The sequence below is a fragment of the Quadrisphaera sp. RL12-1S genome (assembly GCF_014270065.1).
Classification (GTDB): Bacteria; Actinomycetota; Actinomycetes; order Actinomycetales; family Quadrisphaeraceae; genus Quadrisphaera.
Genome location: NZ_JACNME010000003.1, coordinates 114,624 through 140,156 on the forward strand (window position 1 = coordinate 114,624; position 25,533 = coordinate 140,156).

The 25,533-nt window shown below is 74.2% G+C and carries 22 protein-coding genes and 1 other RNA gene; 11 read left to right on the plus strand and 12 right to left on the minus strand.

Annotation, left to right across the window (positions count from 1 at the left end):
• Positions 1 to 14 precede the first annotated feature (14 nt).
• Complete coding sequence (locus H7K62_RS06810) at positions 15 to 2,459, minus strand: phosphoketolase family protein (protein ID WP_186717196.1); 2,445 nt, start codon at positions 2,457 to 2,459, stop codon at positions 15 to 17.
• Positions 2,460 to 2,551: 92 nt separating this feature from the next.
• Between H7K62_RS06810 and H7K62_RS06815 the strand changes: the two genes are divergently transcribed.
• Together H7K62_RS06815 and H7K62_RS06820 are read left to right on the plus strand one after the other, a co-directional pair.
• Positions 2,552 to 3,154 (plus strand): isochorismatase family protein, encoded by a 603-nt coding sequence (locus tag H7K62_RS06815; protein WP_222437205.1) that lies wholly within the window; start codon positions 2,552 to 2,554, stop codon positions 3,152 to 3,154.
• Between the two features lie 262 nt (positions 3,155 to 3,416).
• The gene (locus H7K62_RS06820; protein ID WP_186717197.1) at positions 3,417 to 4,400 is read left to right on the plus strand and encodes a DUF4349 domain-containing protein; all 984 of its coding nucleotides are present in this window, start codon (positions 3,417 to 3,419) and stop codon (positions 4,398 to 4,400) included.
• On the opposite strand, the gene H7K62_RS06825 is transcribed toward H7K62_RS06820, so the two are convergent.
• Positions 4,349 to 5,473, minus strand: coding sequence for an alpha/beta hydrolase (locus H7K62_RS06825; RefSeq protein WP_186717198.1), 1,125 nt, complete (start codon positions 5,471 to 5,473; stop codon positions 4,349 to 4,351). The two genes, H7K62_RS06820 and H7K62_RS06825, sit on opposite strands and share 52 nt — an antisense overlap.
• Before the next feature lie 152 nt (positions 5,474 to 5,625).
• On the opposite strand from H7K62_RS06825, the gene H7K62_RS06830 reads away from it, so the two are divergent.
• Together H7K62_RS06830 and H7K62_RS06835 are read left to right on the plus strand one after the other, a co-directional pair.
• Positions 5,626 to 7,461 (plus strand): bifunctional lysylphosphatidylglycerol flippase/synthetase MprF, encoded by a 1,836-nt coding sequence (locus H7K62_RS06830; RefSeq protein WP_255479830.1) that lies wholly within the window; start codon positions 5,626 to 5,628, stop codon positions 7,459 to 7,461.
• Positions 7,458 to 8,321: a hypothetical protein gene (locus H7K62_RS06835; RefSeq protein ID WP_186717200.1), complete on the plus strand. Its 864-nt coding sequence runs from the start codon at positions 7,458 to 7,460 to the stop codon at positions 8,319 to 8,321. The genes H7K62_RS06830 and H7K62_RS06835 overlap by 4 nt, the downstream gene beginning before the upstream one ends.
• Positions 8,322 to 8,341: 20 nt before the next feature.
• Here H7K62_RS06835 and H7K62_RS06840 read toward each other — a convergent pair whose 3' ends face one another.
• Both H7K62_RS06840 and H7K62_RS06845 read right to left on the minus strand, forming a co-directional pair.
• Positions 8,342 to 9,304: an endonuclease/exonuclease/phosphatase family protein gene (locus tag H7K62_RS06840; protein ID WP_186717201.1), complete on the minus strand. Its 963-nt coding sequence runs from the start codon at positions 9,302 to 9,304 to the stop codon at positions 8,342 to 8,344.
• Positions 9,305 to 9,354: 50 nt separating this feature from the next.
• A complete protein-coding gene (locus tag H7K62_RS06845; protein WP_186717202.1) occupies positions 9,355 to 9,786 on the minus strand; it encodes a YchJ family protein in 432 nt (143 codons plus the stop codon).
• Here H7K62_RS06845 and H7K62_RS06850 point away from each other — a divergent pair.
• A complete protein-coding gene (locus H7K62_RS06850) occupies positions 9,785 to 10,297 on the plus strand; it encodes a pyridoxamine 5'-phosphate oxidase family protein (RefSeq protein WP_186717203.1) in 513 nt (170 codons plus the stop codon). The genes H7K62_RS06845 and H7K62_RS06850 overlap by 2 nt on opposite strands.
• Positions 10,298 to 10,406: 109 nt before the next feature.
• Here the strand turns inward: H7K62_RS06850 and ssrA are convergent.
• Positions 10,407 to 10,778, minus strand: a transfer-messenger RNA (tmRNA) gene (ssrA, locus tag H7K62_RS06855).
• Positions 10,779 to 10,859: 81 nt separating this feature from the next.
• Here ssrA and H7K62_RS06860 point away from each other — a divergent pair.
• A complete protein-coding gene (locus tag H7K62_RS06860; RefSeq protein WP_186717204.1) occupies positions 10,860 to 11,312 on the plus strand; it encodes a DUF6992 family protein in 453 nt (150 codons plus the stop codon).
• A gap of 252 nt (positions 11,313 to 11,564) precedes the next feature.
• On the opposite strand, the gene H7K62_RS06865 is transcribed toward H7K62_RS06860, so the two are convergent.
• The 3 genes from H7K62_RS06865 to smpB form a co-directional block, all read right to left on the minus strand.
• Complete coding sequence (locus H7K62_RS06865; protein WP_222437206.1) at positions 11,565 to 12,239, minus strand: SPFH domain-containing protein; 675 nt, start codon at positions 12,237 to 12,239, stop codon at positions 11,565 to 11,567.
• 404 nt (positions 12,240 to 12,643) lie between these two features.
• Entirely contained in the window at positions 12,644 to 13,567 is a 924-nt protein-coding gene (locus tag H7K62_RS06870) for an NADP-dependent oxidoreductase (RefSeq protein WP_186717205.1), read from the minus strand.
• 64 nt (positions 13,568 to 13,631) lie between these two features.
• Complete coding sequence (gene smpB / locus H7K62_RS06875; RefSeq protein ID WP_186717206.1) at positions 13,632 to 14,174, minus strand: SsrA-binding protein SmpB; 543 nt, start codon at positions 14,172 to 14,174, stop codon at positions 13,632 to 13,634.
• Between the two features lie 714 nt (positions 14,175 to 14,888).
• Here smpB and H7K62_RS06880 point away from each other — a divergent pair.
• The gene (locus H7K62_RS06880; RefSeq protein ID WP_186717207.1) at positions 14,889 to 16,277 is read left to right on the plus strand and encodes an MFS transporter; all 1,389 of its coding nucleotides are present in this window, start codon (positions 14,889 to 14,891) and stop codon (positions 16,275 to 16,277) included.
• 120 nt (positions 16,278 to 16,397) lie between these two features.
• On the opposite strand, the gene H7K62_RS06885 is transcribed toward H7K62_RS06880, so the two are convergent.
• Positions 16,398 to 17,426, minus strand: a complete 1,029-nt coding sequence (locus H7K62_RS06885; RefSeq protein ID WP_186717208.1) for a LacI family DNA-binding transcriptional regulator — start codon at positions 17,424 to 17,426, stop codon at positions 16,398 to 16,400.
• Between the two features lie 159 nt (positions 17,427 to 17,585).
• Between H7K62_RS06885 and H7K62_RS06890 the strand changes: the two genes are divergently transcribed.
• From H7K62_RS06890 to H7K62_RS06905, 4 genes are all read left to right on the plus strand, one after another.
• Positions 17,586 to 18,425 (plus strand): alpha/beta hydrolase, encoded by an 840-nt coding sequence (locus tag H7K62_RS06890; RefSeq protein WP_222437207.1) that lies wholly within the window; start codon positions 17,586 to 17,588, stop codon positions 18,423 to 18,425.
• On the plus strand, positions 18,422 to 19,942 hold the full coding sequence (locus H7K62_RS06895; RefSeq protein ID WP_186717210.1) for a stalk domain-containing protein: 1,521 nt from the start codon (positions 18,422 to 18,424) through the stop codon (positions 19,940 to 19,942). The genes H7K62_RS06890 and H7K62_RS06895 overlap by 4 nt, the downstream gene beginning before the upstream one ends.
• Positions 19,939 to 21,228: an MFS transporter gene (locus H7K62_RS06900; RefSeq protein ID WP_186717211.1), complete on the plus strand. Its 1,290-nt coding sequence runs from the start codon at positions 19,939 to 19,941 to the stop codon at positions 21,226 to 21,228. Before H7K62_RS06895 ends, H7K62_RS06900 begins: the two co-directional genes overlap by 4 nt.
• A gap of 404 nt (positions 21,229 to 21,632) precedes the next feature.
• Complete coding sequence (locus H7K62_RS06905; protein WP_186717212.1) at positions 21,633 to 22,358, plus strand: hypothetical protein; 726 nt, start codon at positions 21,633 to 21,635, stop codon at positions 22,356 to 22,358.
• A 163-nt stretch (positions 22,359 to 22,521) separates the two neighbouring features.
• Here H7K62_RS06905 and H7K62_RS23615 read toward each other — a convergent pair whose 3' ends face one another.
• The 3 genes from H7K62_RS23615 to ftsE are packed head-to-tail and all read right to left on the minus strand — an operon-like array spanning position 22,522 to position 25,523.
• On the minus strand, positions 22,522 to 23,817 hold the full coding sequence (locus H7K62_RS23615; RefSeq protein WP_186717213.1) for a peptidoglycan DD-metalloendopeptidase family protein: 1,296 nt from the start codon (positions 23,815 to 23,817) through the stop codon (positions 22,522 to 22,524).
• Between the two features lie 6 nt (positions 23,818 to 23,823).
• Positions 23,824 to 24,738, minus strand: a complete 915-nt coding sequence (ftsX, locus tag H7K62_RS06915) for a permease-like cell division protein FtsX (RefSeq protein ID WP_186717214.1) — start codon at positions 24,736 to 24,738, stop codon at positions 23,824 to 23,826.
• Positions 24,735 to 25,523, minus strand: coding sequence for a cell division ATP-binding protein FtsE (ftsE, locus tag H7K62_RS06920; protein ID WP_186717215.1), 789 nt, complete (start codon positions 25,521 to 25,523; stop codon positions 24,735 to 24,737). Before ftsE ends, ftsX begins: the two co-directional genes overlap by 4 nt.
• Positions 25,524 to 25,533: the final 10 nt, after the last annotated feature.

A 25,533-nucleotide genomic window follows, 5' to 3' on the forward strand; every position in this document is an offset into this window, starting at 1 on the left:
CGCGTCACCATAGGTCAGAGCGAGGGGTCCCAGCGGAACCCGCTGATCTCTTCAGGGTCCTCGCCGGTCTCGTAGGCGTGGGCGCGGGCGGCCAGCCGGGCGTCGGCCATCTCCTGGCGCAGCCCGGCCTCCCTGACGCCCAGGCCGGGCACCCGGTCGATGACGTCCATGACGAGGCGGAACCTGTCGAGGTCGTTGCGGTGGACCATGTCGAAGGGCGTGGTGGTGGTCCCCTCCTCGATGAAGCCCCGCACGTGCAGGTGGTGGTGGCCGTTCCTGCGGTAGGTGAGGCGGTGCACCAGCGTCGGGTAGCCGTGGAAGGCGAACAGCACGGGCCGGTCGGTGGTGAACAGCGCGTCGTACTCGCGGTCCGGCATGCCGTGGGGGTGCTCGCTCTCGGGCTGCAGGCGCATGAGGTCGACGACGTTGACGAACCGCACGCGCAGCTCGGGCAGCCGCCGGCGCAGGATCGCCGTCGCCGCGAGCGCCTCCTGGGTGGGGATGTCTCCCGCGCAGGCGATGACCACATCGGGCTCGACGCCCTCGTCGTTGGACGCCCACGCCCACCTGCCCAGGCCCCGGGTGCAGTGGGCCACCGCCTCGTCGACGGTGAGGTAGTCGAGGGCCTGCTGCTTGCCGGCGACGACGACGTTGACGTAGTGCTCGCTGCGCAGCACGTGGTCCATGGTCGACAGCAGGGTGTTGGCGTCCGGCGGCAGGTAGACCCGCGTGATCTCGGCCTTCTTGGTGACCACGTGGTCGATGAAGCCCGGGTCCTGGTGGGAGAAGCCGTTGTGGTCCTGGCGCCAGACGTGGCTGGACAGCAGGTAGTTCAGGGACGCCAGCGGCCGGCGCCAGGGCAGCTGCCGGGTGGTCTTGAGCCACTTGGCGTGCTGGTTGACCATCGAGTCGACGATGTGGATGAACGCCTCGTAGCTGGTGAACAGCCCGTGGCGCCCGGTGAGGAGGTAGCCCTCCAGCCAGCCCTGGCACAGGTGCTCGGAGAGCACCTCCATGACGCGGCCGTTCCGCTGGACGTGGCTGTCGCCGTCGCGGGGTCCGTCGGCGAGCTGGCGGCCGGTGACGTCGAAGACGGCCTGGAGCCGGTTGCTGGCCACCTCGTCGGGGCCGAAGAGGCGGAAGGTCTCGGGGTTGGCGGCCATGACGTCGCGCAGCCACTCGCCGAAGACCGTGGTGGGGCTGTGCACCTGCTCACCGGGCCGCGGCACGTCCACGCCGTAGGAGCGGAAGTCGGGCAGGCGCAGGGGCTTCTTCACGAGGCCGCCGTTGGTGCGCGGGTTGGCGCTCATGCGGCGCTCGTCGCGGGGACGGTTGGCGAGGACGGCGTCGGTCGGGGCACCGGTGGGGTCGAAGAGCTCGGCGGCGCGGTAGCTCTCCAGCCAGGCGCGCAGCTGCTCGCGGTGCCCCTCGTCGGAGCGGACCTCGGACAGCGGCACCTGGTGGGCGCGCCACGTGCCCGCGACGGGCTGGCCGTCCACCTCGAGCGGGCCGGTCCACCCCTTCGGCGTGCGCAGCACGAGCACGGGCCAGCGGGGTCGGTCGCCCGGGTCGCCGTCGTGGGCGGCCGCGTGCTCGCGGGCGGAGCGCTGGTTCTCGGCGATGCGGTCCAGCGCGGTGTCCAGCGCCCAGGCCATGCGCTGGTGGACGGGGGTGGCGTCCTCGCCGTCGCCGGGCCCTGAGACCCACAGCGGGTCCCAGCCGGTGCCCCGCAGGTACTGCTCCAGCTCGTCGTCGTCCATGCGGGCCAGCACGGTGGGGTTGGCGATCTTGTAGCCGTTGAGGTGCAGCACGGGCAGCACCGCGCCGTCGCGGGCGGCGTCGAGGAACTTGTTCGCGTGCCAGGAGGCCGCCAGCGGACCGGTCTCGGCCTCGCCGTCACCGATGACGCACACCGCCACGAGGTCGGGGTCGTCGAAGACCGCGCCGGTGGCGTGCACGAGTGCGTACCCGAGCTCACCGCCCTCGTGGAGGGAGCCGGGCACGTCCGCCGCCGCGTGGCTGGGGATGCCCCCGGGGAAGGAGAACTGCCGGAACAGGCGCCGCATCCCCTCCTCGGTCTGGTCGACGTCGGGGTAGGCCTCGGTCCAGGCGCCCTCCAGCCAGGCGTTGGCCACCACCGCCGGGCCGCCGTGCCCGGGGCCCGCCACGAACAGCGCCTCGGTGTCGCGGTCCCTGATGGCGCGGTTGACGTGGCTCCACACGAAGTTCAGGCCCGGGGTGGTGCCCCAGTGGCCGAGCAGGCGGGCCTTGACGTGGTCCGGGCTGAGGGGCTCGCGCAGCAGCGGGTCGGCCTGGAGGTAGATCTGCCCCACCGACAGGTAGTTGGCGGCGCGCCACCAGTGGTCGACGGCGGCGAGGGCCTCCGCGTCCAGGACGTCGGGGACCAGGTCCCCCCCGGGGACGACGGGGACGGCGGGACGCGTGGCGAGGTCGGTCATGCTCTCCTACCTACCCGGTGCCGGGGGTGTTCACGCCGTCCGGGAGGCGTCCACCGGATGACCTGTCGGCCCTGGTGCGCGAGGCTGGGCCCGTGGCAGCTGAGCGCTTCGCGTACGGGCCGGGCACGGCCCTGGTGGTGGTGGACGTCCAGGTCGACTTCGCCGACCCCTCCGGCTCCCTGTACGTCACCGGTGGGCAGGACGTGGTGCCGTTGGTCAACGCCGAGGTGGAGGCGGCCACGGCTGCGGGCTCCCCGGTGGTCTTCACGCAGGACTGGCACCCCGAGCACACCCCGCACTTCGCGGCCGACGGCGGGATCTGGCCGGCGCACTGCGTGGCGGGCACGCCCGGCGCGGAGCTGCACCCGGCGCTGGCCGTGCCCAGCGGTGCGCCGAGGGTGCGCAAGGGCACCGGCGCGGAGGACGGCTACTCCGGCTTCTCCGAGCTGGACCTGGCGTCGGGACGCCGCGAGGCCACCGTGCTGGGAGACCTGCTCGACGCCCACGGGGTGCGGCGCGTCGTCGTCGTCGGCCTCGCCGGCGACTACTGCGTCAAGGCCACCGCGCTGGACGGCGCAGCGCGGGGGCTGGCGGTGCAGGTGCCGCTGGAGCTGACGCGGTTCGTGCTCCTGGATGACGGCGACGACGAGCGCGCGGTGGCCGAGATGCGCTCCGCCGGCGTCGAGGTGCTCTGACCCCCCGCCACCTGCGACGACCACGAGATCCAGACCCGCCGGGACCCCCACCCCCGCCACGATCATGCAGCTGCGCGCCACATCCCGACGCGACGGGACCCGCGTGCAACGTCCTTGATCGTCGCGAGAGGTGGCGCTCAGGTGCGTGATCGTCGCGGGGAGGGGGACGGGTAGGGCACCCAGGCGGACGACGGCGGTCACGATCACGTCACGGCGCCCGCCGCGCTGCAACGCGGCAGCACCCGAGCGGCGTCGTGCGGGCATGACCAGGCGCGTCGTCCTCAGCTCCCGCGCTGTCGTGCTCTGCGCGGCCGCCGCCCTCTCGCTCGCCGGCTGCACCTCCGGTGGCAGTGCGTCGGCGGGGTCGGCGGCCGAGCCCGCGGCGGCCGCGGCCGCCGCGGAGGCCGGGGCGCGCGGCTCGGGGGCTGCGGGCTCGGGGGCTGGCGGCTCCGCGGACTCGGCGACCGCCACGACGTTCCAGGGCGCCGCGGGCGTCGGGGCGAGCGGCGGGGACCTGGCGGCCGACTCCTCCCGGCAGATCATCACCACCGCGTCGGCGAGCCTGGTCGCCGAGGACGTGGCCGCCGCGGCCGGGCGCATCGCGGTGCTCGTGGAGGGCGCGGGCGGCCGGGTGGAGGAGCGCTCGGTGCAGACCCCCGAGGGAGGCGCGGCCACCGCGCACCTCGTGCTGCGCGTGCCCGCCGACCGCCTCAGCACCACGGTGGAGGGGCTGGCGCGGTTCGGGACCGTCAGCGACGTCACCGTCAGCGCCACCGACGTCACCGCGCAGGCCACCGACCTTGACGCCCGGATCGGTGCGCTGCGCACCTCCACCGACCGGCTGACCCAGCTGCTGGCCGGCGCCGGGAGCACCGAGGCGGTGGTGGCCGCCGAGAGCGCCCTCACCCAGCGCCAGGCCGAGCTCGACTCGCTGGCGCAGCAGCGGACGCTGCTGGCAGGGCAGGTGCAGATGGCCACGCTCACGCTGTCGGTCCAGGGCCGCGCCGCCGCGCCGGAAGCCGGGCCCCGCGACTTCCTCGACGGGCTGGCGTCCGGCTGGCGCTCGCTGGTCTCCGCGCTCGGGGCGGCGCTCGTGGTGGCCGGGGTGCTGCTGCCGTGGCTGGTGCTCGCGGCCGCGCTGGCCGCGGGGGTGGTCGCGGTCCGGAGGCTGGGCCGGCGCCGGCGCAGGGCCCGTCAGGAGGTCGGGGTGGCTGCCGCGGGGTCGGACGGGGCCGACGCGTCCTGAGCGGTCTTCGGGGCCAGGCCCATCTGGTCGAAGGTCCACACCAGGCCGTGGGCGATGCCGAGGGCCGCGAAGTCCCAGTCGTGCTGCTGGCCGGTCTCCACGTCGTGCTGGAGCGGCACGCCCTTGGCCTGCAGCTCGGCGTACAGCCGCGCGGTGTTGCGGGCGGAGACCGGGTCGCCGTCGTCGGCGTTGTCCAGGAACACGGGCGTCCTGCGGGTCATCCGCAGCTGCGGCAGGTAGTGGTCGGGCGAGACCGCCCGGTACTGGGCCTCGGAGGTGAGGGCGTCCTGCCCGCCCTGCCCGGGGTTGCTGAAGGCCTCCAGCCCGATGATCCCGCCGTAGACGTCCTGGTGGCGCAGGCCCTGGTCGACAGCGCAGTAGGCCCCCATGGACATGCCGGCGGCCACGCGGTGCTCCGGGTCGGCCTGGGTGGCGTAGTGGGCGTCGACGTAGGAGACGACGTCGAGGACGTGCGTCTCGACCTGGGGGCCGCCCGGCCGGGTGCTGTCCAGGCACTCGGTGTCGTCGGTGCCCGGCGAGGTGAGGTCCGGCGCCACGAGCACCACCGGGGGGATCAGCCCGCCGTGGATGAGGACGTCCGCGGTGTGGGCGACGTCGCCGGCGGTGAACCAGTCCGCGGAGGAGCCCGGCTCGCCGTGGAAGAGGTAGACGACGGGGTAGCGCTGGGAGCCGGCCGCGTCGTAGCCGGGCGGGGTGTAGACCCACGTCTGGCTGGGCTCCAGCCCGGAGCCCGCGCGCAGCGGGACGGACACCTGCGTGACGGTGCCGTCGGTCCCGGGCACCTGGGCGCTGGCCAGGGCCTGCACGGCCTGGGCGGAGGGCAGCGACCCGGTGAGGGCGCTGGCGCCCGTGGCCGCGGCGGCCGCGAGCGCCACCACGGCGGCCGTCGCCGGCACCCAGGACCTCCGGCCGCGGGTGCGCAGCCGCACGCCCAGCAGCACCAGGGCCACGGCGAGGACGGCGAGGACGGCCGCTGGCCACCAGGAGGTCACCAGGCCCCCGCGGTGGTGCAGCTGCTGCAGCACCGCGTCGGGCAGCGTGTCCTGGACCATCGACCGTCATGATGCGGCACCGGGGACCGGTGCGCCCGGCAACGACCTGCGTGGCGCCTGGGTGTTCCCCGGCAGCTGGCCCGTGTGCAGCCGCACGGGGGCGTTCTCGCGGCGGTACCCACCGGCGTGGGTCAGGATCTCCTCTCGTGGACATGCTCGTGCGCCGAGACCGCCGCCGCCGCGTCGCCGCGCTCCTCACCGGAGCGGTGGGCGTGCTGGCCCTGCTGTCGGCCGTCCTGCCGCCGCTGCGGGACCGCCTGGAGACGCTGATCGGGCTCACCCCCTTCCTCGTGCCCGCCACGGCGGCCGGGGTGACGGCGCTGGCCGGCTGCACGCTGCTCGTGGTGGCTCGCGGCCTGCGGCGCGGCAGCCGCCTCGCGTGGGCCGCGGCCCTGGCGCTGCTGGTGGTGCTGACGCTGCTGCACCTGGTCAAGGGCATCGACTGGGAGGAGGCCGTCCTCACGGCGGGGGTCGGCACCTACCTCGTGACCCAGCGGCGCGCCTTCCCCGTGCTGCCCAGCCGCGCCGTGGCGCTGCGGGCCGTGGCGCTCAGCGTGGGCGGGGCCCTCGTGGCCGTCTTCGTGGCGGTGGCGATCGCCGTGAGCTTCGGCGGCCACCACCACCACCGGTACTACGGGGAGACCGCCAAGGAGGCGGCGGGCCGCCTGGTCGGTGTCGAGCAGGCGCGCCGCGTGGGCGTGCCCGAGGGCGTGGTGCCAGGGCTCGGACCGGCCTCCAGCCGGGTGCTCCCGGTGGTGGGCGTGGGCCTGGTCTGCTCGGCGCTGTGGCTGCTGTTCGCGCCCCGGCGCGCGCCCCGGCTGTCCCGGCACGACCACGACCGCGAGCGCGAGCGCGCCCGGCGGGTGGTGGCCCGCTGGGGCGGTGACACGCTCGCCTACTTCGCCCTGCGCGACGACAAGGACTGGTTCTTCTCCGGCTCCTCGGTGGTGGCGCACTCGGTGCGCGGTGACGTCTGCCTGGTCTCCCCCGACCCGGTCGGGCCCCCGGAGGAGCGCGCGGCCGTGTGGGCCGACTTCCGCGAGTACGCCGAGCGCAACGGGTGGACGGTGCTGGTGATCGGCGCCTCGGAGACCTGGCTGCCGCTGTACGAGCGCAACGGCATGCGCGGCGTGTACCTGGGTGACGAGGCCGTGCTCGACGCCAGCACCTTCACGCTGCAGGGCGGCTCGATGAAGTCGCTGCGCCAGGCGTTCAACCGCGTCGGCCGCGCCGGTGTCACCTACAGCTTCCACTCCCCCGCCGAGCTCACCCCCGAGCTGCGGGCGGAGCTGGAGGCGCTCAGCGTGCAGAGCCGCCGCGGCGAGGCCGAGCGGGGCTTCTCGATGACGCTCTCCCGGCTGGCGGACCCGGTGGACCCGGAGGTGATGCTCACGCTGGCCCGCCAGACCCGCGAGGACGGCAGCAGCCGCCTGGTCGGGCTGGTCCAGTGGGTGCCGGCCGCCGACGTCGAGGGCTGGTCCCTGGACGTCATGCGGCGCTCCACCGACGAGGACCTGCCCTCCGGGATCATCGACGCGATGATCATCGCGACGGCGGAGCACGTGCGCGACGCCGGGCAGAAGGGCCTGGGCCTGAACTTCGCCGTGCTGCGCACGGTGGTCAGCGGCGAGCAGGAGGGCCGGGTGCCCGACATCGCCCGCCAGGTGCTCACCCGGCTGGGCAGCCACTCCCAGATGGAGTCGCTGTGGAAGTTCAACGCCAAGTACGACCCGGCCTGGCGCGCCCGCTACGTGGTGGTGGACGACCTCGCGCAGCTGGCCACCGACGGCCTGGCCGTGGCCCGCGCCGAGGGCCTGACCGGTGAGCTGCCCCTGATCTCCGCGATCCCCCGCCTCGGCGAGCAGCTGCAGGGCGTCGGCACGGCCCTGCTGGACCGGCTGCCGGGCCGCACGCGCGACGAGGCCCCCGAGGACGACGAGGGCGACGACGACGCCGCGGGCGCCCGCGGCGGGTCGCCCTCGCGATGAGCGCAGCGGCGGCCCTGGGCATCGCGGCGGCCCTCGTCGCGGCCGTCGCCTACGGCCTGGCCTCCGTGCTGCAGGCGGTCGGGGCGCGCAGGGCCGAGGCCTCCGCGGCCCCGGGCGCCGGCGCGGCGGCGACGGGCCTGGCCCGCCAGCCCGCCTACCTGGGGGGCGTGGTCCTGGACGGCGCGGCGTGGCTGGTCTCCCTGGTGGCGCTGCGGACGCTGCCGCTGTTCGCCGTCCAGGCGCTCCTCGCCGGCTCGCTCGCCGTCACCGCGGTGCTCGGCGCCCGAGTGCTCGGCGTGCGGCTGGGGCGCAGCGGGGCGGTGGCGGTGGCCGTCGCCGTCGTCGGGCTGGCCCTGGTGGCCGCGGGCGCCCGGCCGGGCCGGCCCCAGCCGGCGCCGCCCGGCACCGTGGGCTGGTGCCTGGCGATGGCCGTGGTCCTGGCGCTGCTCGCCGCCGTGCCCGCCGGGTGGGGCGGTCGCTGGCTCACCGGGCGCACCGGCGCGCTGGTGCTGTCCACCGCCGCCGGCGTGGGGTACTCCGTGGCGGCGCTGTGCGCCCGCCTGGTGGAGCCCGCGTCCGTGCTGGGCCTGCTCGCGGAGCCGGCCACGTGGGTGGTGGTGGTGTCGGGGGTCGCCGGGACGCTGCTGTACGGCAGGTCCCTGGCCGGGGACGGCGTGGTGGTGGCCACGGCCGCGCTGTGGGTGGTGGAGGTGGTGGTCGGCGGTGCGGCGGGGCTGCTGCTCCTCGGCGACGGCGTCCGCGCCGGCTGGGCCGCCCCGGTGCTGGTGGGCGTGGTGCTGTCGCTGGCGGCGTGCGTGCAGCTGGCGCGGCCCGCGGCGGCCGCGAGCCCACCGGGCTGAGCCCGCGGCCGCCCCGGGCTTCAGCGGGGCAGGGCGAGGTCGGCCAGCACCGGGGAGTGGGTGCTCGGCCCCCGGGCCCCTTCCCACGTGCGCAGCGGCTCGAGCCCCGCCACCAGCACCACGTCCACGCGCGCGACGCCCGGCCCGGGCCCCCGGGTCAGCTGGGGGCGGCGCCCCACCTCCCGCTGCACGTCGACCAGGCCCTCGGCCGTCAGCAGCCGCAGCGGCCGGTTCAGCTCGGAGGAGTTGACGTCCCCGGCCACCACCACGAGGTCCCCATGCGCCCGCCGCTCAGCGGCGAGGTCGGCGTAGCGCTGCGCCTCCGCCACCCGCACCCGCGCCGACTGCGCGGTGCTCCCGGCCGGGTTGAACCCGTCGCCGTCCGGTCCGCACAGCAGGCAGGGGCTGGCCAGGTGCACCGACAGCACCGACGTCGGCCAGCCCCGCACGTCCAGGTGCACGAGGTCGGCCGGGCGCGCCCCGGTGGGCAGCCCCGTGACCGGTTCCGCGCCGGTGACGGGGAAGCGCGAGAGCACCGCGTCACCGTCGCGCTGCAGGGGGTCCGGCGTCCCGAAGGAGCGGTGCGGGTAGACGGCGGCCAGCTGCCGGTCCAGCAGGGCCACCTGCCGCGGCGTCAGCTCCTGCAGCACCAGGACGTCCGGGTGGTGCTCGGCGACGAGCGCGAGCACCCCCTGCGTCCCCGCTCCGTGGGTGGCGTTGTAGGTGGCCACGCGCAGGTCCGCCGCACCGCCGGGCCGCTCCGGCGTGAGCAGCGGGCCCCACGTGCCGGCCGCGACGAGCGCGGGCGCCAGGAGCGCCGCCGCGCTGCGCCACCGACGGCCCAGCACCGCCACCAGGAGCAGCGGGACCGCCGGCACGAGCCACCAGAACGCCACGAGCGCCAGCGCGTACGTCGCGGCGGTGGAGTCGCCCAGGACGGCGACGGCCAGCAGCGCGAGGCTGGCCGCGGACCCGTAGCGCACCGCACCAACCTCTCAGGTGGGGCCGGCCCACGCGCTCCGCGCTGCCGCGCTCAGGCGGGTGCGCCGTCCAGGTACGTCCACCGCCGCTGCTCGCGCACGAAGCGGCTGCGCTCGCGCAGCACTCCCCGCTCGGCGCCGCTGCGCCAGCGCGCCTCGAAGGTGACGGTGCCCTCGTCGTCGAAGGGGCCCCCTCCGGTGGTGTCGAGCACGTCCAGGCGCAGCCAGCGCTGCTGCTCGTCCAGCTGCAGCTCCTCGGCGGACGGGCGGGTGGAGGGGTGCCAGGTGCGCGCGAGGTGGGCGGTGTCGCGCAGGGCGAAGGCGCTGTAGCGCGAGCGCATGAGCGCCTCGGCCGTGGGGGCGTCGGCCTCGCCGCGGTGGAACCGGGCGCAGCAGGCGCCGTAGACCTCCCCGCTGCCGCAGGGGCACCGCGCGTCGTCCGCCGCGCCCGCGCCGTCGGTGGTGCGCTCTACGGTCCCCGCCATGACGACCAGTGTGGAGCCGCGCGCCGAGCGACCGACCATGCCCGACGGCTACGGGCTCCCCGAGACCACCGACGGCCTGCTGGACTGGGCCGCCGTCGAGGAGCGGCTGGTGGCGGCGCAGCACTACTGGCTGGCGACCGTCCGGCCCGACGGGCGCCCGCACGTGGTGCCCCGCTGGGGCGTCTGGGTGGACGGCCGGTTCTGGTACGACGGCGCGGCCACCACCGTGCACGCGCGCAACCTCGCCACCGGCCCGGCCTGCGCCCTGCACCTCGAGAGCGGCGAGCAGGCCGTGGTGGTCGAGGGGGCGTCGCACCCGACCCGCGCCGACGCCGAGGGCCTGGGGCAGCGCCTGGCAGCGGCGTTCGCCAAGTACCACCACGCCGGGTACTCCCCCGGCCCCGACGCCTGGTCAGGAGAGGACGGCGGAGGGCTGCGCGTGCTGGTGCCGGTCAAGGCCCTGGCCTGGACCTCCTTCCCCACCGACTGCACGCGGTTCACCTTCGGCTGACGCGCTCTGCGACCCCACCCACGCCCACAGCCAGCACCTGACCGTGCACGGCGAGGGCGCGGCGAGGGCATGACGAAGGGCCCGACCTGGTGGTCGGGCCCTTCGCACGGGGTGGAGGTGGCGGGAATCGAACCCGCGTCCGCCGTCGTACCCCCAGGGCTTCTCCGGGTGCAGACCGTGAGTCGTTCTGCTCGGCCCCAGCGCTCACACGGACGTTGCGCTGACAGGCCCAGTCACCTTGGTTTCCCACCGACCCCGGTGACACTGGTCGGTGGTGGAGCCCCCTAGCTGACGCCGGTACCCGGGCCGGGAGCACTCCCGGGCCGACGGACTTTCAACTCAGCTGATCAGGCAGCGAGAGCGAAGTCGGTGCTCTTGGAATCGGCACCTATGGGTTTGCAAGGAACGTTAACGAGATGACCTTGCCTTCTCGACCCGCTTCCCCTGGTTCGACGATGCGACGTCGAGACCTGGCACCCCCTGTGGAGTTGTGGCGACAGTCTACGCGCTCGTCCGCGTGCGGCGCTCGCGGCTTTCCTGCGCGCAGCACCAGACTGGGGCGGTGGACGACGGCGAGATCGGTCAGGTGGCAGCGGTCGAGCGGCAGCTGCAGCGCTCGCTGGGAGCGTGGGTGGGCGTCAGCGCGGTGGGCGGCACGGCCGCGATCGCTGCGGGCCGGTCCCGGAAGGACCCGCTGCTGCGCGCGTTCGGCCTGCAGACCCTGCTCTGGGCGGCGGTGGACGCCGGGGTGCTTTCGGCGAGCACGCGCGGGGGGACACCGCCCGCGGGACGGCTGCGGACGCTGCTGCTCGCCAACACCGCTGCGGACGTCGGGTACGTGGGCGTCGGGACCGCGCTCGCGGCCCGGCCCGACAGGGTGCCGCGGCGCCTGCGGGGCCGGCGCACCAGCGACGCGGCCCTGCGCGGCCACGGGCTCGCCGTGGTGCTGCAGGGCCTGGCGCTGCTGGTCATCGACTCGACGGCCGCGGCCCGCCTGCGCCCACCCCGCTCCTGACCGCCCTCCCCCACCTCCTCCACGATCACGCACATGAGCGCCACCTCCCCCGGGAGCACCGGCGCGCACTGGGCAGGCTGGGCCCCGGTGGACAGGCTGAGCTCCGCTTCCGGGCCCTGACCCGGGTCTGAGCCTGCCCACCGGGCGTCAGAGTCCCCAGCGGGGGCGGTCACCTGACGCGCAGCCGCATGATCGTCGTCGCGGTGTGGCCCGGGTCGACGACCGGACAGCGCAGAGCGCCCCGCGGGTGCCTCAGGTGGTCGCGTCGCCGACGCGGACGACGACCGTCGAGCCCGTCCCCTTCGCCGCCTCCTGGACCGTGCGCAGCTGCAGAAGCGCGGGGTTCTCGCCGAGCATCCGCGCCGCGTTGGCGAGCGCTCGCGTGGCAGCGACCTCGCCGCGCGCCCGCTCGAGGGCCGCCTGGCCCTCCTGGACGGCGGTCGCCGTGGCGAGCAGGGCCCGGCGCAGCTCCCCCGGCACGCTGACGTCGCGGACCGACGCCTCGGCCACAGCGATGCCCAGCCGGGCCGCCTCGGCGGCGACGCGCACGGTCAGGACCGGCGCCGCCTGCGCACGGCCCGCGAGCAGCTCCGCCAGCGGAGCCGCAGCGGCCCAGTCGCGCACGGCCAGCTGCAGCGTCATCCGCAGCTCGGCCTCCGGGTCGGCCGACGCGTCGAGGAAGGCGACCGGGTCGGTGACCGCCCACCGGGCGGACGCGCTGACGCGCACGCCCGGGACGTCCGCGGCCGCCAGCTCCTGCCCGGTCAGGACGAGGAGCTGGTCGCGGACGTCGACCACCTCGACGGTGCGCCGCCGCCGGCGCCCGCGCAGCCGGTGGCGGCCGGCTCCGAGGACGGCGACGACGCGCCCGTCGTAGCGGACCACCGCCCTGCGGCCCTCCCGGACCACCTGGTGCTGGGTGAACACGTCGCTCGCCTCCGTCCGTCGTCGTCGTCGTGAGCAGCACGACGACGACCGGCGCCCAGCGGCCCGGACGGGCGCCGACGGCGCACGGGTCCGAGCACAGCTCGCCGCGCCCTGACGGGCGCAGCCGGGCCACCGGTCGCCGCCAGAGATGAGGTCTCGAACCTCAGCGCGTGACAAGCGCCAGCATCCGTGTGCTGCGCTGCCCGCTGGTGCGGGACGCGACCGGTGATCCACCGGGGCGCCGCTGGTCGGGCAGCTCGACCATCATGACGACGACGACACCCCACCGGCCAGCGGTTTTCCACGCCGGACGTGACGCTCAGCCGCACGATCGTCGCCGGGAGGAGGGATGTGCCGGCCCTCCCGGCGACGATCACGCGCATCTGCGCCACCTCAGCAGGAGCTCAGGTGGTGAGGACGAGCTTCCCGCGCACGTGGCCGTCCATCTGGGCCTTCCACGCGTCAGCCGCGCGCTCCAGCGCGAACGCCTCCTGGACCTCCACACGCACCGCGCCGTCCGCTACGAGCGCCGCCAGCTGCGCGAGCTGCTCGGCGTGCGGGGTGACGAAGCAGTAGACGCCCCCGGCCTCCGCGACGGCCTGGGGGTCGACGTTGGACGCCGTGCGCGCGGGGTCCTTCGCGAGCTCGGCGGACTGCCGGATCGCGTCTCCGCCGACGTAGTCGACCGCGGCGTCGACGCCCTCCGGCGCCAGCGCGCGCACGGCGTCGACGAGCCCGTCGCCGTACGCCACCGGCTCAGCGCCGAGGGAGCGGACGAAGTCGTGGTTGCGCTCGCTCGCCGTGCCGATCACCCGGGCACCGCGGGCCTTGGCGATCTGGACCGCGAGGTGGCCGACGCCGCCCGAGGCGGCGTGCACGAGCACCGTGTCGCCCGACCCGGCTCGCACGGCCTCCAGCGACTGCAGCGCCGTGAGCCCCGCCAGCGGCAGCGCGCCGGCCACCTCCCACGAGAGCGCGGGCGGCTTCAGCGCCCAGTGGCGCTGCGCACCGGCCACGAGCTCGGCGTAGCAGCCGTCGCGGACGAAGTCCTTGCGCAGGTACCCGAGCACCTCGTCACCGGGCGCGAGGTCGCGCACGGCCGGGCCGACCGCCTCGACCACGCCGGCGGCGTCCCAGCCGGCGATCGTGGGGAGGAACGACGGGAAGGCCCCCTGCAGGTACCCGGCGCCCACCTTGAAGTCGACCGGGTTGACCCCGGCCGCCTTGACGCGGACGAGCACGGAGTCGGGCCCGACCACGGGGTCGGGCTGCTCGCCGACCTCCAGCACCTCGGGACCGCCGTAGGACGAGTGGTAGACAGCGCGCACGGGTCACACCCTGCGCCGCGCGGCGCCCTCCCGCGACCCGGAGGACGACGACGGCCGACCGGGGCTACTCCCCGACGCGGGTGCGGGTGCGCATGGCGCGCTGGGCCTCGCGCTCGTCAGTGGCGTTGCGCAGCGCCTGGCGCTTGTCGAAGGTCTTCTTGCCCTTCGCCACACCGATCTCGACCTTGGCCCGGCCGCCGCGGAAGTACAGCTGCAGCGGCACCAGCGTGTAGCCGGACTGTCCCGCGGCCTGCGCCAGCTTGTCGATCTCCGCGGCGTGCAGCAGCAGCTTGCGGCGTCGGCGCGGCTCGTGGTTGGTCCAGGTGCCCTCGGTGTACTCGGGGATGTGCACGGCCTCGAGCCACGCCTCACCCCGCTCCACCTCGGCGAACCCGTCCACCAGGGAGGCGCGGCCCTGCCGCAGCGACTTCACCTCGGTGCCGGTGAGCACCAGACCCGCCTCGAAGACGTCCTCGATGGCGTAGTCGAAGCGGGCTCGCCGGTTGGAGGCCACCACGGTGCGCGTGGTGGTGTCACGGCCGGTGGCGGCTGCGGGCTTGTTGGTCTGCGGCGCGTGCCACTCCCCGCGCCCACCTCGTCCGGCCATCCCTCCAGTCTACGGACGCCCGCCACCGGGTTCTCGGCCGTCGCCGACCCAGACGACGACTGCCGAGCGTGACTGGGCGCCACGACGCCTGCTGTAGACCCGTCGCGGGGAGGACCGACCACCAGACCAGGTCCCGGACGGGTGAGAGCCGGTCATCGCCGTGGGTGACGCGGGCGGCGTCGGGGTCTCTGCGCAGCCGTCGGGGCCACTCGGGGAGGCTGAGCCAACGGACCCAGCGACGACCCATGTCGATCTTCGTTCACCGGGGGTGGAGTGAGACGGACCACCGAACAGGGCATCTGAGACTCCAGCACTCGGCGTGACGACGTCGGCCGCAGTGGCCCGACGGCCGTCCGGTCGGCGGTCGCCAAGTGCGACACGCTGCCCGCCGGGCACCGCGGTGCCTTCGGTGGTGATCTCCCATGCGCAGGGACGGTCAGCCGTGTGGGGCCGGTCAGGGGTCGTGAGGAGGAGCCTTCGCCCGGTGGCTCCCCGCGAGAGCTCCGACGGCGAGGGCCCCGCTCCACGGTCCTCCTGGTGGTCGCGGCCGCTGCGGCTGACGTGCAGACGCAGCTGGCCTCCGCGACCCGGACCTCTCACTAATGTCACCAGTGGATGCACGGGAGCACTAACGATTAGCGCTGTTAGCGTTCCCGCACTCGCGGCGCTGTGTGCTCCGCGAACGGGATTCGCCGCTCGACGAAGGAGTCACTCATGAGCGCCCCCTCTCCGGATGCACCCCTGTTCGCGCCCACCGCAGCGGCAGCTGCCGCGGTGGTGACCGTCCCACCGCCTCTCCCGCCGTCAGCACCGGTGCCCCCGTTCGCGCCAGGTGGCCTGCCCTCCGCCTCGGCCCTGCGCGAGCCGGCGGGGTACCGCACCAAGTACATGCTGGCGTCCATCGGCCTGTTCCTCGCGACCTTCGCCCCGAGCCTGGGTGGCCTGGCCGTCAAGGTGCAGTCGCTCGTGCCGCTGGAGCAGGCGGGCACGGTGCTGGGCGTGGTCACCGGCATCGGCGGCCTCTTCGCGATCGTCACGCAGCCGCTCATCGGCCGGCTCTCGGACCGCACGCGCTCGCGCCACGGCATGCGCAAGCCGTGGATCATCGCGGGCACCATCGGCACGTTCCTGTCCCTCCTGGTCATCCCGCTCGCGCCCAGCGTGCTCGTGCTGGCCGTCGGCTGGTCAGGCGTGCAGTTCTTCCTCAACGTGGTGCAGGCCGGGCTCACCGCGACCGTCGCCGACCAGGTGCCCGAGGCCCGGCGCGGCCGAGTCGCTGGGATGGTCGGCGCCACGGCCCCGATCGGCATCGTGCTGGGAGCCGTCGGCCTCACCGCTCTGCCCAACGACCTGCTCCGCATGGGCATCCCCGCCGTGATCGGCCTGGTCGCGGGTCTCTTCTTCGCCTTCACCCTCAAGGACCGCGTGCTGCGCTCCGCTCCCGAGCCGTTCCAGGTGAAGACCTTCCTCGCGGCGTTCGTCTTCAACCCTCTCAAGCACCGCGAGCTGGGGTGGGCCTGGCTGACCAAGGCGATGTTCGTCTTCGGGTACGCCTCGGTCGTCACCTACACCCCGCTGTACCTGGCCTCGAGCTTCGGCATGAGCGAGGTGGCGGAGCAGCTTCGCTTCAACCTGTGGCTCACCCTCACCATGACCAGCTTCAACATCCTCTTCGCCTTCGTCGGCGGCGCGTTCAGCGACCGGCTGGGCAGGCGCCGCGTCTTCGTGAGCACCGGCGCCGTCATCGCGTCGGCGGGTGTGCTGCTGTTCGCCCTCGCTCCGCAGTTCGGGGTCTCCACCGGACTGGTGGCGCTGCTGGTGGCGCAGGCGCTCATCGGCATGGGCGGTGGTCTGTTCCTCGCCGTCGACATGGCCCTGTGCATCGAGGTTCTTCCCGACCGCGACCAGCTGGCCAAGGACCTCGGCGTCCTCAACACCGCCAACGTGCTGCCGGTGGCCTTCGGCCCGTTCCTGGCCGGGCTGGTCTTCATCCCCGTGGGTGACTCGCTGTTCGGTGCCGGCTACGCGACCTGGTTCGCCTCCGCTGCCGTCGTGTCGCTGGTGGGCGGCCTGCTCGTCTACCGCATCAAGAACGTGCGCTGACCCGGGCTGGTCCGGGCCGACCCCCGGACCGCCCTGGCGCCGCACGCGCCGAGGGGCCGCCGGCCGGTGCTGGTGCACCGGCCGGCGGCCCCTCGTGGCACTCCACCCCGGCTCCAGGGATCAGCCCGCAACCGGCGAGCTCTCCCGCAGCACGAGGTGCGTCCCGAACAGGCGCGTGACGTCGACCATCGCCTCGCGGTTGCCGACGGCGTGGTGGAGCGTGCGTGCGCACTCCGTGCTGGCCCGGTCCGCGGGGACGGCCACGCTGGAGACCGTCGGTCGGACCACGGTGTTGATCGGGTTGTCGCCGTAGGAGACCAGCTCCACGCGATCGGGAACGGGGACACCCAGCTCCGCGAGGTGGTTGACCAGCCCGCCGACCATCTGGTCGTTGAGCACGAACACCCCGGTGCGGCCACCCCCGACGTCCAGCTGGCCGAGGGCGCGGCGATAGCCCTCGGCGTCGCCGGCGTCTCCCACCACCTGCTGCACCTGCCCCACCGGGTCACCGCCGCGGGCGCGGCGCAGCTCGTCGAGGAAGCCGATGGTGCGCATGCTCAGCGCCCGGCTCGTGTGCGGCGGCGCGAGCACGGCGAACCGCTCGAGCCCGCGCGTGAGGAAGTGCTGCGCGACCTGCTGGCCGGCGTCGTAGTCGTCCACCACGATCGATGCGCAGCCGCTCGCCGCCCGGTTGAACAGGACCACCGGGACGTCGAAGTCGGCACCGTCCACGAAGGCGACGTCCTCGTCCGTCAGGCCCACCATGATCACTCCACGCGAGAACGATGACGACGCGAAGGCGCGCTTGTCGCTCAGCCTCCCTCGCTCGAAGGGGACGACCACGACGTCCACCTGGATCTTGCCGGCGTCCACGTACTGCTGGACGCCTCGCACGAAGAGCGTGGAGGGCCCCGCCTCGAAGTCGCTGGGGAGCAGCACGCTCCACAGCGGCGGAGCTGCCGTGCTGCTGCGCCGCTTGGAGGTGGCCCTGACGTATCCCAGTGACCGCGCCGTCTCGAGCACGGTATCGCGCGTGGCGTCCGCGATGCGGAACTCCTGCGCGCGTCCGCTGAGGACGAGCGAAGCCGTGGTGGACGAGACCCGGGCCTTCTCCGCGACGTCCCTGAGACGCACCTTGGCGTGCCGCATCGGAACCCCCTCCGGACGAGTCAGTGGGGCTGAAATTTAGCACTACTAGCCTGTCGTCATCAGCCACGGACAGCAGCCGACGACGGCGCGCTCGTCCGAGCACCGACCGGCGCCCGCAGCGGCGCACCGACGCCGAGACGGGACCCGCCCATGGCGCTCATGACCCTCGACCTCCAGAGCCGACACCTACGCGGCGGGACGCTGGTCGACGTCGTCCTGCCCGACCTGCCCCCCGGCGCCTCACCCCGCGACTTCTACGGGAGCGGCCGGCGCTACCCCGTGCTTTACCTCCTCCACGGGACCTTCGGCGGGCACTCGGACTGGGTGCGCCGGACCAACATCGAGACCTACGCCACCGAGCGCGACCTGGTGGTGGTGATGCCCACCGCCCACAACAGCAACTACTCGGACTGGCCGTCCTTCTCGCTCGGCTATGACGGGTACGGCTACCTCACCCACGAGCTCATGCCCCTCGTGGAGAACTGGCTGCCCGTCTCGACGCGCCGCGAGGACACCTTCATCGCTGGGCTGTCGATGGGTGGACGCGGCGCGGTGAAGTACGCCGTGAACTTCTCCGAGCGGTTCGCTGCTGCCGCCGTGCTGTCGGCCGCCCCGGTCGACCTGGCCCCGCTCACCGAGGAGCAGCTGGCCACCAGCACCGACCTCATGGACTTGCGCCTGCGCGGCCAGGCCGCCAACGCAGGGGGGCTGGACGCCTTCCGCGCCTCGGACGAGAACGTGTGGGCCACCATCGACAGGCTCGCCGGGACCGGAACCCTGCCGCGGCTCCTCTTCACGATCGGCAGCGACGACCCGCTCGAGCCGCGGTGGGCGGCCTTCGAGTCTCACGCGCGAGAGATCGGCCTGGACGCCACCTTCGAGCGGCGGGAAGGCTACTCCCACGAGTGGCGCTTCTGGGACCTCGCCGTCGAGCGGGCGCTCGACTTCTTCGGGGTGGAGCCCACCGGAACCTTCGCGCCCACCGGGCCGCGTCGATGAGCGCCGACGCAGCGCTGCTGCAGGTGCCGTCAGGCCTGCCGGTGCTGCGACCCGGGACACCGCTGGAGGGAGACCGCGACTACCTCCCCGCAGCGCTCAGGGGCAGCGACCTGGTGGTCAACGAGAGCGGCAACAACTCTCTGCCGTACCCCGACGGTCTGCGCGAGCACCACGGCGAGCTGGTGCCCGGGCAGCAGAACACCTGGTACTGCTACGTACCGCGCAGCCTGCGCCCCGGCACCGCCCCACCGCTGGTCGTCTCCGTGCACGGCGGCCTCATGACGGGCTGGGGCCAGGCCGTCTACAGCTCGTGGACGGTGGTGGCCGAGCGCGAGGGACTGGTGGTGGTCTTCCCCGACGCCACGTCGCGCCGAGTGTGGACCCTCGAGGTGCCCCCGGACCAGGTGGCGGCGGTGTGCACGCCCAACCCGAGCGGTATCTGGCTCGACCACCCCGCCGAGCGCGCGGAAGACCACGCCGACATGCGCTTCCTCCACGCCCTCATCGACTGGGCGGTGGCTGAGCACCACGTCGACCCCTGCCGTGTCCACCTGCACGGGATGTCGATGGGTCACGTGATGAGCGACCAGTTCGCCCGCCACGCCGGGCACCGCCTCGCCGGCCTCGCCGGCTCCGGAGGGCTGACGGCGCCGCAGCTCCTCGTCGACGACGACGGCGCACCGCGGAACGCCGGCGGCCCGGTCCCGGTGCTGATGTGCCTGGCCGAGCACGACACCGCTCCCCCGTTCACCGGCAGCAGCGTCCGCGAGGTGCTGCGCAGTGACCTGGACTACTGGAAGGCCGTCAACGGCGTGGAGGGCCCCCCGCAGATCGCCGTGCGGGGACGGGACAACTACGCCTTCTACGCCGGGCGCCGTGCCGACGTCGTGCTGCGCGACGTCAAGGACCGCGACCACGGCCAGACGATCGACGACGCCGAGGTGGTCTGGGACCTGCTGTTCTCCGGGGTGCGCCGCACCGCGGACGGCCGCCTCGAGCACTCGGCGCCGCTGGTTCCGCGCGCGGGCGACGCTGTCGCCGTTGCCGTCGCCGAGGGCGCCGACCACGCTTGGGTCGGCCAGCGGGCCGTGCCCGTCGGGGGCGCCGTCCTGCGCCGCCAGGTGCTCAAGCACCACGGCGTCGAGGGTGACCCCCTGGTCCGCGCGCAGCACCTCTACGCACCGGTGGGCTTCCTGGGCGCTGCCTTCGGCGTGCGGGTCAGCACCAGCGAGGACGGGACGACGGCCGAGGCCGAGCTCCCTGATGGCCGCCACCTCGCCGTCGCACGAGGCAGCGCCGCCTGCCTCGTGGACGGCAGGGTCCGGGCGATGGACGCCGAGGCGGTCTTGCTCGGGGGGCAGCTGTGGCTGCCGGTGGAGTGGTTCGCCGTCGACCTCCTCGGCCTGCGCGCCTCGGCCTGCGGACGCGTCCTCTACGTCACCGACCACCACGCCGAGCTCTCGACGCACCTGGCCCACCTGATCGAGGACCTGCTGGATGCGGGGACCAGCGCATGACCGCTCCACCCACCGCTGGGCCCGCGAGCCCCGGGACCGCGGTCAGCGACGGCGGCGCCAGCGCGCAGCCGGGGAGGGCGCACAGCATCTGGACCAGCGCCTTCGTCGCCGTGACGGCCGTCAACGTGGTCATCAACCTCGCGCAGTACATGATGATCGCCGTCATCCCCCCGTACGCCGCTTCGCTGGGGGCCTCAGCCGTGGCGGTCGGCACGATCACCGGTGCCTTCGCCGTCACCGCCCTGGCGGTCAGGCCCCTCGTCGGACCGGTGACCTTCCGCGTCCGGGCCAACGTGCTGCTGGCGATCACGGTCGGCGTGATCGCCGCGGCCTTCACCTGCTACGGCCTTGCAGGCTCCTACGGCGTGCTCGTGCTGGGCCGCCTGCTCCACGGCCTGGGCATGGGCCTGCTAGCTCCGGTCGCTCTGGTCATGGCCAGCGACGCGCTCCCGCCGGGCCGCATGGCCTCCGGCATCGGCATCTTCTCCCTGGGCCAGGCCGTGGCCATGGCGGCCGGGCCGGCGCTCGGGCTGGCTCTCGTGGATCTGGTGGGCTACCGCGCGACGTTCTTCGCCAGCGCCGCCTTCATGGCTCTAGCGCTGGTCATGGCGCTGCGCATGAGCAGCCCGGCGCCCGCGGAGTCCGGCCGGCTGTCGATGTCCTGGAGGCGCATGGTGGCCCCGGAGGCCCTCCCCGCCGCGGTGATCATCTTCTTCCTCGCCGGAGCCTTCGCGGCGGTGAACTCCTTCATCGTCCTCTACGGGCACAGCCTCGGCGTCGCCGACATCGGGCTCTACTTCACGGCCTACGCGGTGACGATGCTGCTCGCCCGTCCAGTGGCCGGCAAGGTGGCCGACCGGTTCGGTCCCGGGAGCGTCATCATCACCGGGGCCGTGCTGTTCGGCGCCTCGTTCGCGCTGGTCGCCACCGCGCAGTCGCTGGCGGGGTTCGTGCTGGCCGGTGTGGTCTCCGCGCTCGGGTACGGAGTCTGCCAGCCCGCCGTGCAGACCCTCGCGCTGACGTCCGTGGAGCGCGAACGCCGGGGAGTGGCCGGCAGCACCACCTACATGGGCGTCGACCTCGCCTACCTGGTGATGCCGGTCCTGGCCGGGGCGTTCGTCTCCTCGGTGCACACCACCGGGGTCACCGAGAGCGACAGCTACTCCCTGATGTTCGCGTGCATGGCGGTCCCGGTGGCGCTCGGACTCCTCACCTTCCTGTGGGCGGGGGTGAGGACCCGACGTCGGGGCAGGGCGCGTGAGCGGGGTGCTCGGTCGACGTGGTGACGACCGATCGGTCGAGCTCGGCAGCGACGACGCGTGAAGAGGCCTCGCTCGACGGTCATCGAGCTGTCAGCTCGTGCCGTCGGCCGGCAACCGCGTCCCACGGTCACGTGCGTTCGCGCGGACATCATCAGTGTCCCGCTGGCCGCACGACGAGCCTGTCTGCGACGACCAGCACCGGTCGGCCGATGAGGTGACGCAGAGGCCTCACAGCGTCCGGTGAGCGATCCCATCTGCGACGGCTGGATCAGGACCAGGCACCGAGGCCAGGATCGTGATCACTTCGTGCTGGTCCGCGAGGGTCGAGGCACCGACGCTGTCCCCATGCCGCCAGAAGGCGTTGCTGCAGAGGACGACCTCGTGCGGCTCGCGTCCACGCCGACGGCGACGCCGCGTCGGGAGCGGACGTGCTGACGCGCCCCCTGGCCGGTGTCCTCACCGCCGCAGCCGTCGCCGGCGCGCTCACCGCCTGCGGCGGCAGCGGCCCCTTCGGGCTGCCGCAGGCCTGCACCGCCATCGGCAGCTCTGAGGGAGTCGACGTCGACTTCACCACCGCCCTGCCCTTCGAGGGCGGTGACTACTTCGCGGAGGTGAGCGTCCCCTCCGCGAGCGCCAGCCGCACCATCGGCTTCGCGGGCAACGACGAGTACAACCTGTACAGCCGCGTCGAGGCGGATCTGGACGACGAGCCCACCCGCGTGGCCGTCCGGGTCACCACCGAGCGCGGTGAGGTCGCCTACCAGGCCAGCACGACCATCACCCCGCAGCTGTTCCAGCCCAACGGTGCGGGCTGTGACGGGGACAACTACCGCATCAGCCTGCGAGCCACCCGAGACGGACAGCTCCTGCCTCGCGACCCTGACGAGGTGACCACCGATGACCTGGGACGCATCTCTGTCGTCGTCCCCACCGGCTGCGGCATCAGCGAGGCCACCGACGGGTACTCCTCCTACGAACGGGTGGGAGGAGTCCTCTCCGATGGCGCCGGGCACGCACCTGCAGACTGGAACACGCCCTACCAGCGGGGATGGGCCGCCATCGACGGCGACACCCTGACCTTCTCCGACGAGCGCGGCCACCGCGAGACCTTCCGCAGGGTGCCGGACAACCAGGCCCCTGCGCCCTGCGGGTGAAGGGCACCCCAACCGCTGCCGACAGCGGGCGGGCCATCTCGACGGGGGATCCCCGTCTGCGGCGTCGGGCTTCGTCGTCGGCGCACCGCGACCTGCGCCGAGGCTCGGCGGCCAGCAAGAGCTCGCCCCCCTGGCCGGTGGCACCGGCCCTGGAGCAGCCGCCTCAGAGCCACCCGGCCATCGGGTCGGTGGGAGCGCCGTCGATGCGCACCTCGAAGTGGAGGTGGCAGGCGGTGCCCACGCCGGTGGCGCCCGAGTAGGCCACCAGCTGGCCCTTCTTGACGTCCTGCCCGACCGAGGCCTGGAAGCGCGACAGGTGCGCGTAGGCGGTGGCGAGGTCCCGCCCGTTCACCGTCCCGTGGTCGATGACGAGGTAGTTGCCGTAGCCCGAGACGGGCCCGGCGCGCACCACCTCGCCGTCGGCGGCGGCGTACACGGGGGTGCCGCAGGCGGCGGCGAAGTCGGTCCCGGCGTGCAGCCGGACCACGTGGTAGACGGGGTGCATCCGGTAGCCGAAGCCCGACGTGACGACCATCGACGACAGCGGGTTGCCCAGCAGGCCGCGCTGCGGCGCCGCTGAGCCACCACCGCCGCCGGAGCCGCCGCGGGCCCGGGCGCGGGCGCGCAGCTGCGCGGCGATGTCGTCGCTCTCGGCCTGCGCCTGGTCCACCTGCTGCTGGTAGGCCTTCTTCTGCGCCTCGAGGTCGGCGAGCGCGGCCTCCTTGGTGGCCTCCAGCTGCGCCAGCTCGTCGGTGGCCGCCTGCGCCTGGGCCTCGGCGCGCTGGGTGTCCACGAGGTGGTCGGCGGCCTGCTGGCGCAGATCGGCCATCTGCTGGCGGACGGCCTCCAGGCGGTCTGCGCGGTGCTGCTGCTCGGCGCGGACCTGCGCCAGGCGGGAGGTGGACCCCTGCTGCAGGCGGGCGGCGGCGTCCACCAGCGCCAGCCGGTCGGCCAGGTCGCTGGGCCCCTCCCCGCCCATCACGGCCGCCGCGAGGCCGGCGTCGACACCGCCACCGCGGTAGGTGGCCGAGACCAGGCGGGAGACGCGCTTCTCGGCCTCGGCGAGGTCGGACTCCCCCCGCGCCAGCTCCTGGGTGGCCACCTGCTCTGCGGCCTCGGCGGCCGCCAGCTGGCCGGCCAGCTCGACGTCGCGGTCCTTGGCCGTGCGCACCTCGCCCTGCGCCGTCGCCAGGGCCGCCTGGGCCACCGGCTGGCGGGCCTGGACGTCAGCGAGCTCGGCGGCGGCCTGCTGGGCCCGCTCGCCGGTGTCGGCGAGGCCCTCCTGCGCCTGCGCGAGGGCGTCCTTGACCTGCTGCTGCTTGGCCTTGAGCTGCTCGACGGTGTCGGCGCTGGCGCTGGTGGCGCCGTCGGCCACCCCGGCCGCGCCGGCAGCACCGACGAGCAGGGCGACCGCCAGCGCGAGCGCTGGCAGCCGTCGTCGTCGTCCCGGTCCCCCCACGACGGCTCAGACGCGCAGGTAGCGCGAGAGCGTGGTGACGGACGCGACACCGGCCAGCAGCACGGCGATGCCCAGGAGCACCGGCGCCACCATCCACACCTGGTGGGTGCCGACGTAGCCGAACAGCGGCAGCGCCTGCACCAGCCACCCCTGCACCCCGAACCGCACGGCGGTGTAGAGCACGCCCACGGCCAGCCCGGCGCCGACCACGGCGGCCAGCACGCCCTCGAGCAGGAACGGCAGCTGGATGAGCAGCTTGGAGGCGCCGACCAGGCGCATGATCCCGGTCTCGCGGCGGCGGCTGAACGCCGACAGCCGGATGGTGGTGGCGATGAGCAGGGCGGCCGCCACGATCATGATGACGGCGAAGCCGCCGGCCACGGCGGTGGCCACGTTGAGCACGGTGAAGAACGGGTCCAGGACGCGGCGCTGGTCCTGCACCTCCTCCACGCCGGGGGTCCCGGCGAAGTACTGGGTGACCACCTCGTACTTGGTGGGGTCCTTGAGCTTGACGCGGTAGGACTCGTTGAGCTGGTCCTCGGTGGCGGAGTCGGCGATGGCGGTGCCCTTGAACTGCTCCTGGAAGCGCTTGTAGGCGTCCGCCTTGGACTCGAACTGCACGGACTCCACGTACGGCGCGAGGGTGGGCGACTGCAGCTCGGTCAGCACCTCCTGGCGCTGCGCGGCGGTCACCTCTCCCCCGGTGCACGTGGGGGCCTCGGAGTCCTTGGCGCACAGGAACACCGACACCTGGACGCGGTCGTACCAGTAGTCCTTCATCTGCCCGACCTGCAGCTGCAGCAGGGCCCCGGCACCGACGAAGACGAGCGAGACGAAGGTGACCAGCACCACCGAGACGGTCATGGCCGTGTTGCGGCGCAGACCGCTGAGGATCTCGCCGCCCAGGAAGCGCAGCCTCACCAGGACACCCCCTGCTGGGTCGGGTGCAGGGGCTGCACGGGCGGCACGGGCGGCACGGGCGGCACGGCGGGCAGCTGCGCGCTGACCAGGCCCGTGACGGGGGCCAGGCCGTACCCGCCGGCCACCTCGTCGCGGACGACGACACCGCCCTCCAGCTCCACGACGCGCTTCTTGCTCGCGTCGACCAGGCCGTGGTCGTGGGTGGCCATGACGATGGTGGTGCCGGTGCGGTTGATGCGCTCCAGCAGCTTCATGATGCCGTCGCTGGTGGCCGGGTCGAGGTTGCCGGTGGGCTCGTCGGCCAGCAGGATCGCCGGCCGGTTGACGAAGGCGCGGGCCACGGCCACGCGCTGCTGCTCGCCGCCGGACAGCTCGTTGGGCAGCCGCCGCTCCTTGCCGGCCAGGCCGACCAGCTCCAGGGTCTCGGGGACCACCTGGGCGATGTGGTGGCGGCTCTTGCCGATGACCTGCAGCGCGAAGGCGACGTTCTCGAAGACCGTCTTGCTGGGCAGCAGGCGGAAGTCCTGGAAGACCACGCCCATCTGGCGCCGCAGGTGGGGCACCTTCCAGCTGGACAGGCGCGCGACGTCGCGGCCCGCCACGTGCACGTGGCCGCGGGTGGCGACGTCCTCGCGGAGCACGAGGCGCAGCAGCGTCGACTTGCCCGAGCCGGACGCCCCCACGAGGAAGACGAACTCCCCGCGCTCGATGTCGAGGTTCACCCGGTGCAGGGCGGGTCGCTTGGACCGCGGGTAGGTCTTGGAGACGGACTCGAAGCGGATCACGGTCGCCTGC

What these genes read in the sequence shown, in the direction of transcription:
- H7K62_RS06850 (WP_186717203.1), top strand. Translation starts at nt 9,785, where the DNA reads ATGACGACCAGTGTGGAGCCGCGCGCCGAGCGACCGACCATGCCCGAC.
- H7K62_RS06835 (WP_186717200.1), top strand. Translation starts at nt 7,458, where the DNA reads ATGAGCGCAGCGGCGGCCCTGGGCATCGCGGCGGCCCTCGTCGCGGCC.
- H7K62_RS06825 (WP_186717198.1), bottom strand. Translation starts at nt 5,473, where the DNA reads ATGGTCCAGGACACGCTGCCCGACGCGGTGCTGCAGCAGCTGCACCAC.
- H7K62_RS06845 (WP_186717202.1), bottom strand. Translation starts at nt 9,786, where the DNA reads ATGGCGGGGACCGTAGAGCGCACCACCGACGGCGCGGGCGCGGCGGAC.
- H7K62_RS06810 (WP_186717196.1), bottom strand. Translation starts at nt 2,459, where the DNA reads ATGACCGACCTCGCCACGCGTCCCGCCGTCCCCGTCGTCCCCGGGGGG.
- H7K62_RS06900 (WP_186717211.1), top strand. Translation starts at nt 19,939, where the DNA reads ATGACCGCTCCACCCACCGCTGGGCCCGCGAGCCCCGGGACCGCGGTC.
- H7K62_RS06890 (WP_222437207.1), top strand. Translation starts at nt 17,586, where the DNA reads ATGACCCTCGACCTCCAGAGCCGACACCTACGCGGCGGGACGCTGGTC.
- H7K62_RS06880 (WP_186717207.1), top strand. Translation starts at nt 14,889, where the DNA reads ATGAGCGCCCCCTCTCCGGATGCACCCCTGTTCGCGCCCACCGCAGCG.
- H7K62_RS06820 (WP_186717197.1), top strand. Translation starts at nt 3,417, where the DNA reads ATGACCAGGCGCGTCGTCCTCAGCTCCCGCGCTGTCGTGCTCTGCGCG.
- H7K62_RS06895 (WP_186717210.1), top strand. Translation starts at nt 18,422, where the DNA reads ATGAGCGCCGACGCAGCGCTGCTGCAGGTGCCGTCAGGCCTGCCGGTG.
- H7K62_RS06830 (WP_255479830.1), top strand. Translation starts at nt 5,626, where the DNA reads ATGCTCGTGCGCCGAGACCGCCGCCGCCGCGTCGCCGCGCTCCTCACC.
- H7K62_RS06885 (WP_186717208.1), bottom strand. Translation starts at nt 17,426, where the DNA reads ATGCGGCACGCCAAGGTGCGTCTCAGGGACGTCGCGGAGAAGGCCCGG.
- smpB (WP_186717206.1), bottom strand. Translation starts at nt 14,174, where the DNA reads ATGGCCGGACGAGGTGGGCGCGGGGAGTGGCACGCGCCGCAGACCAAC.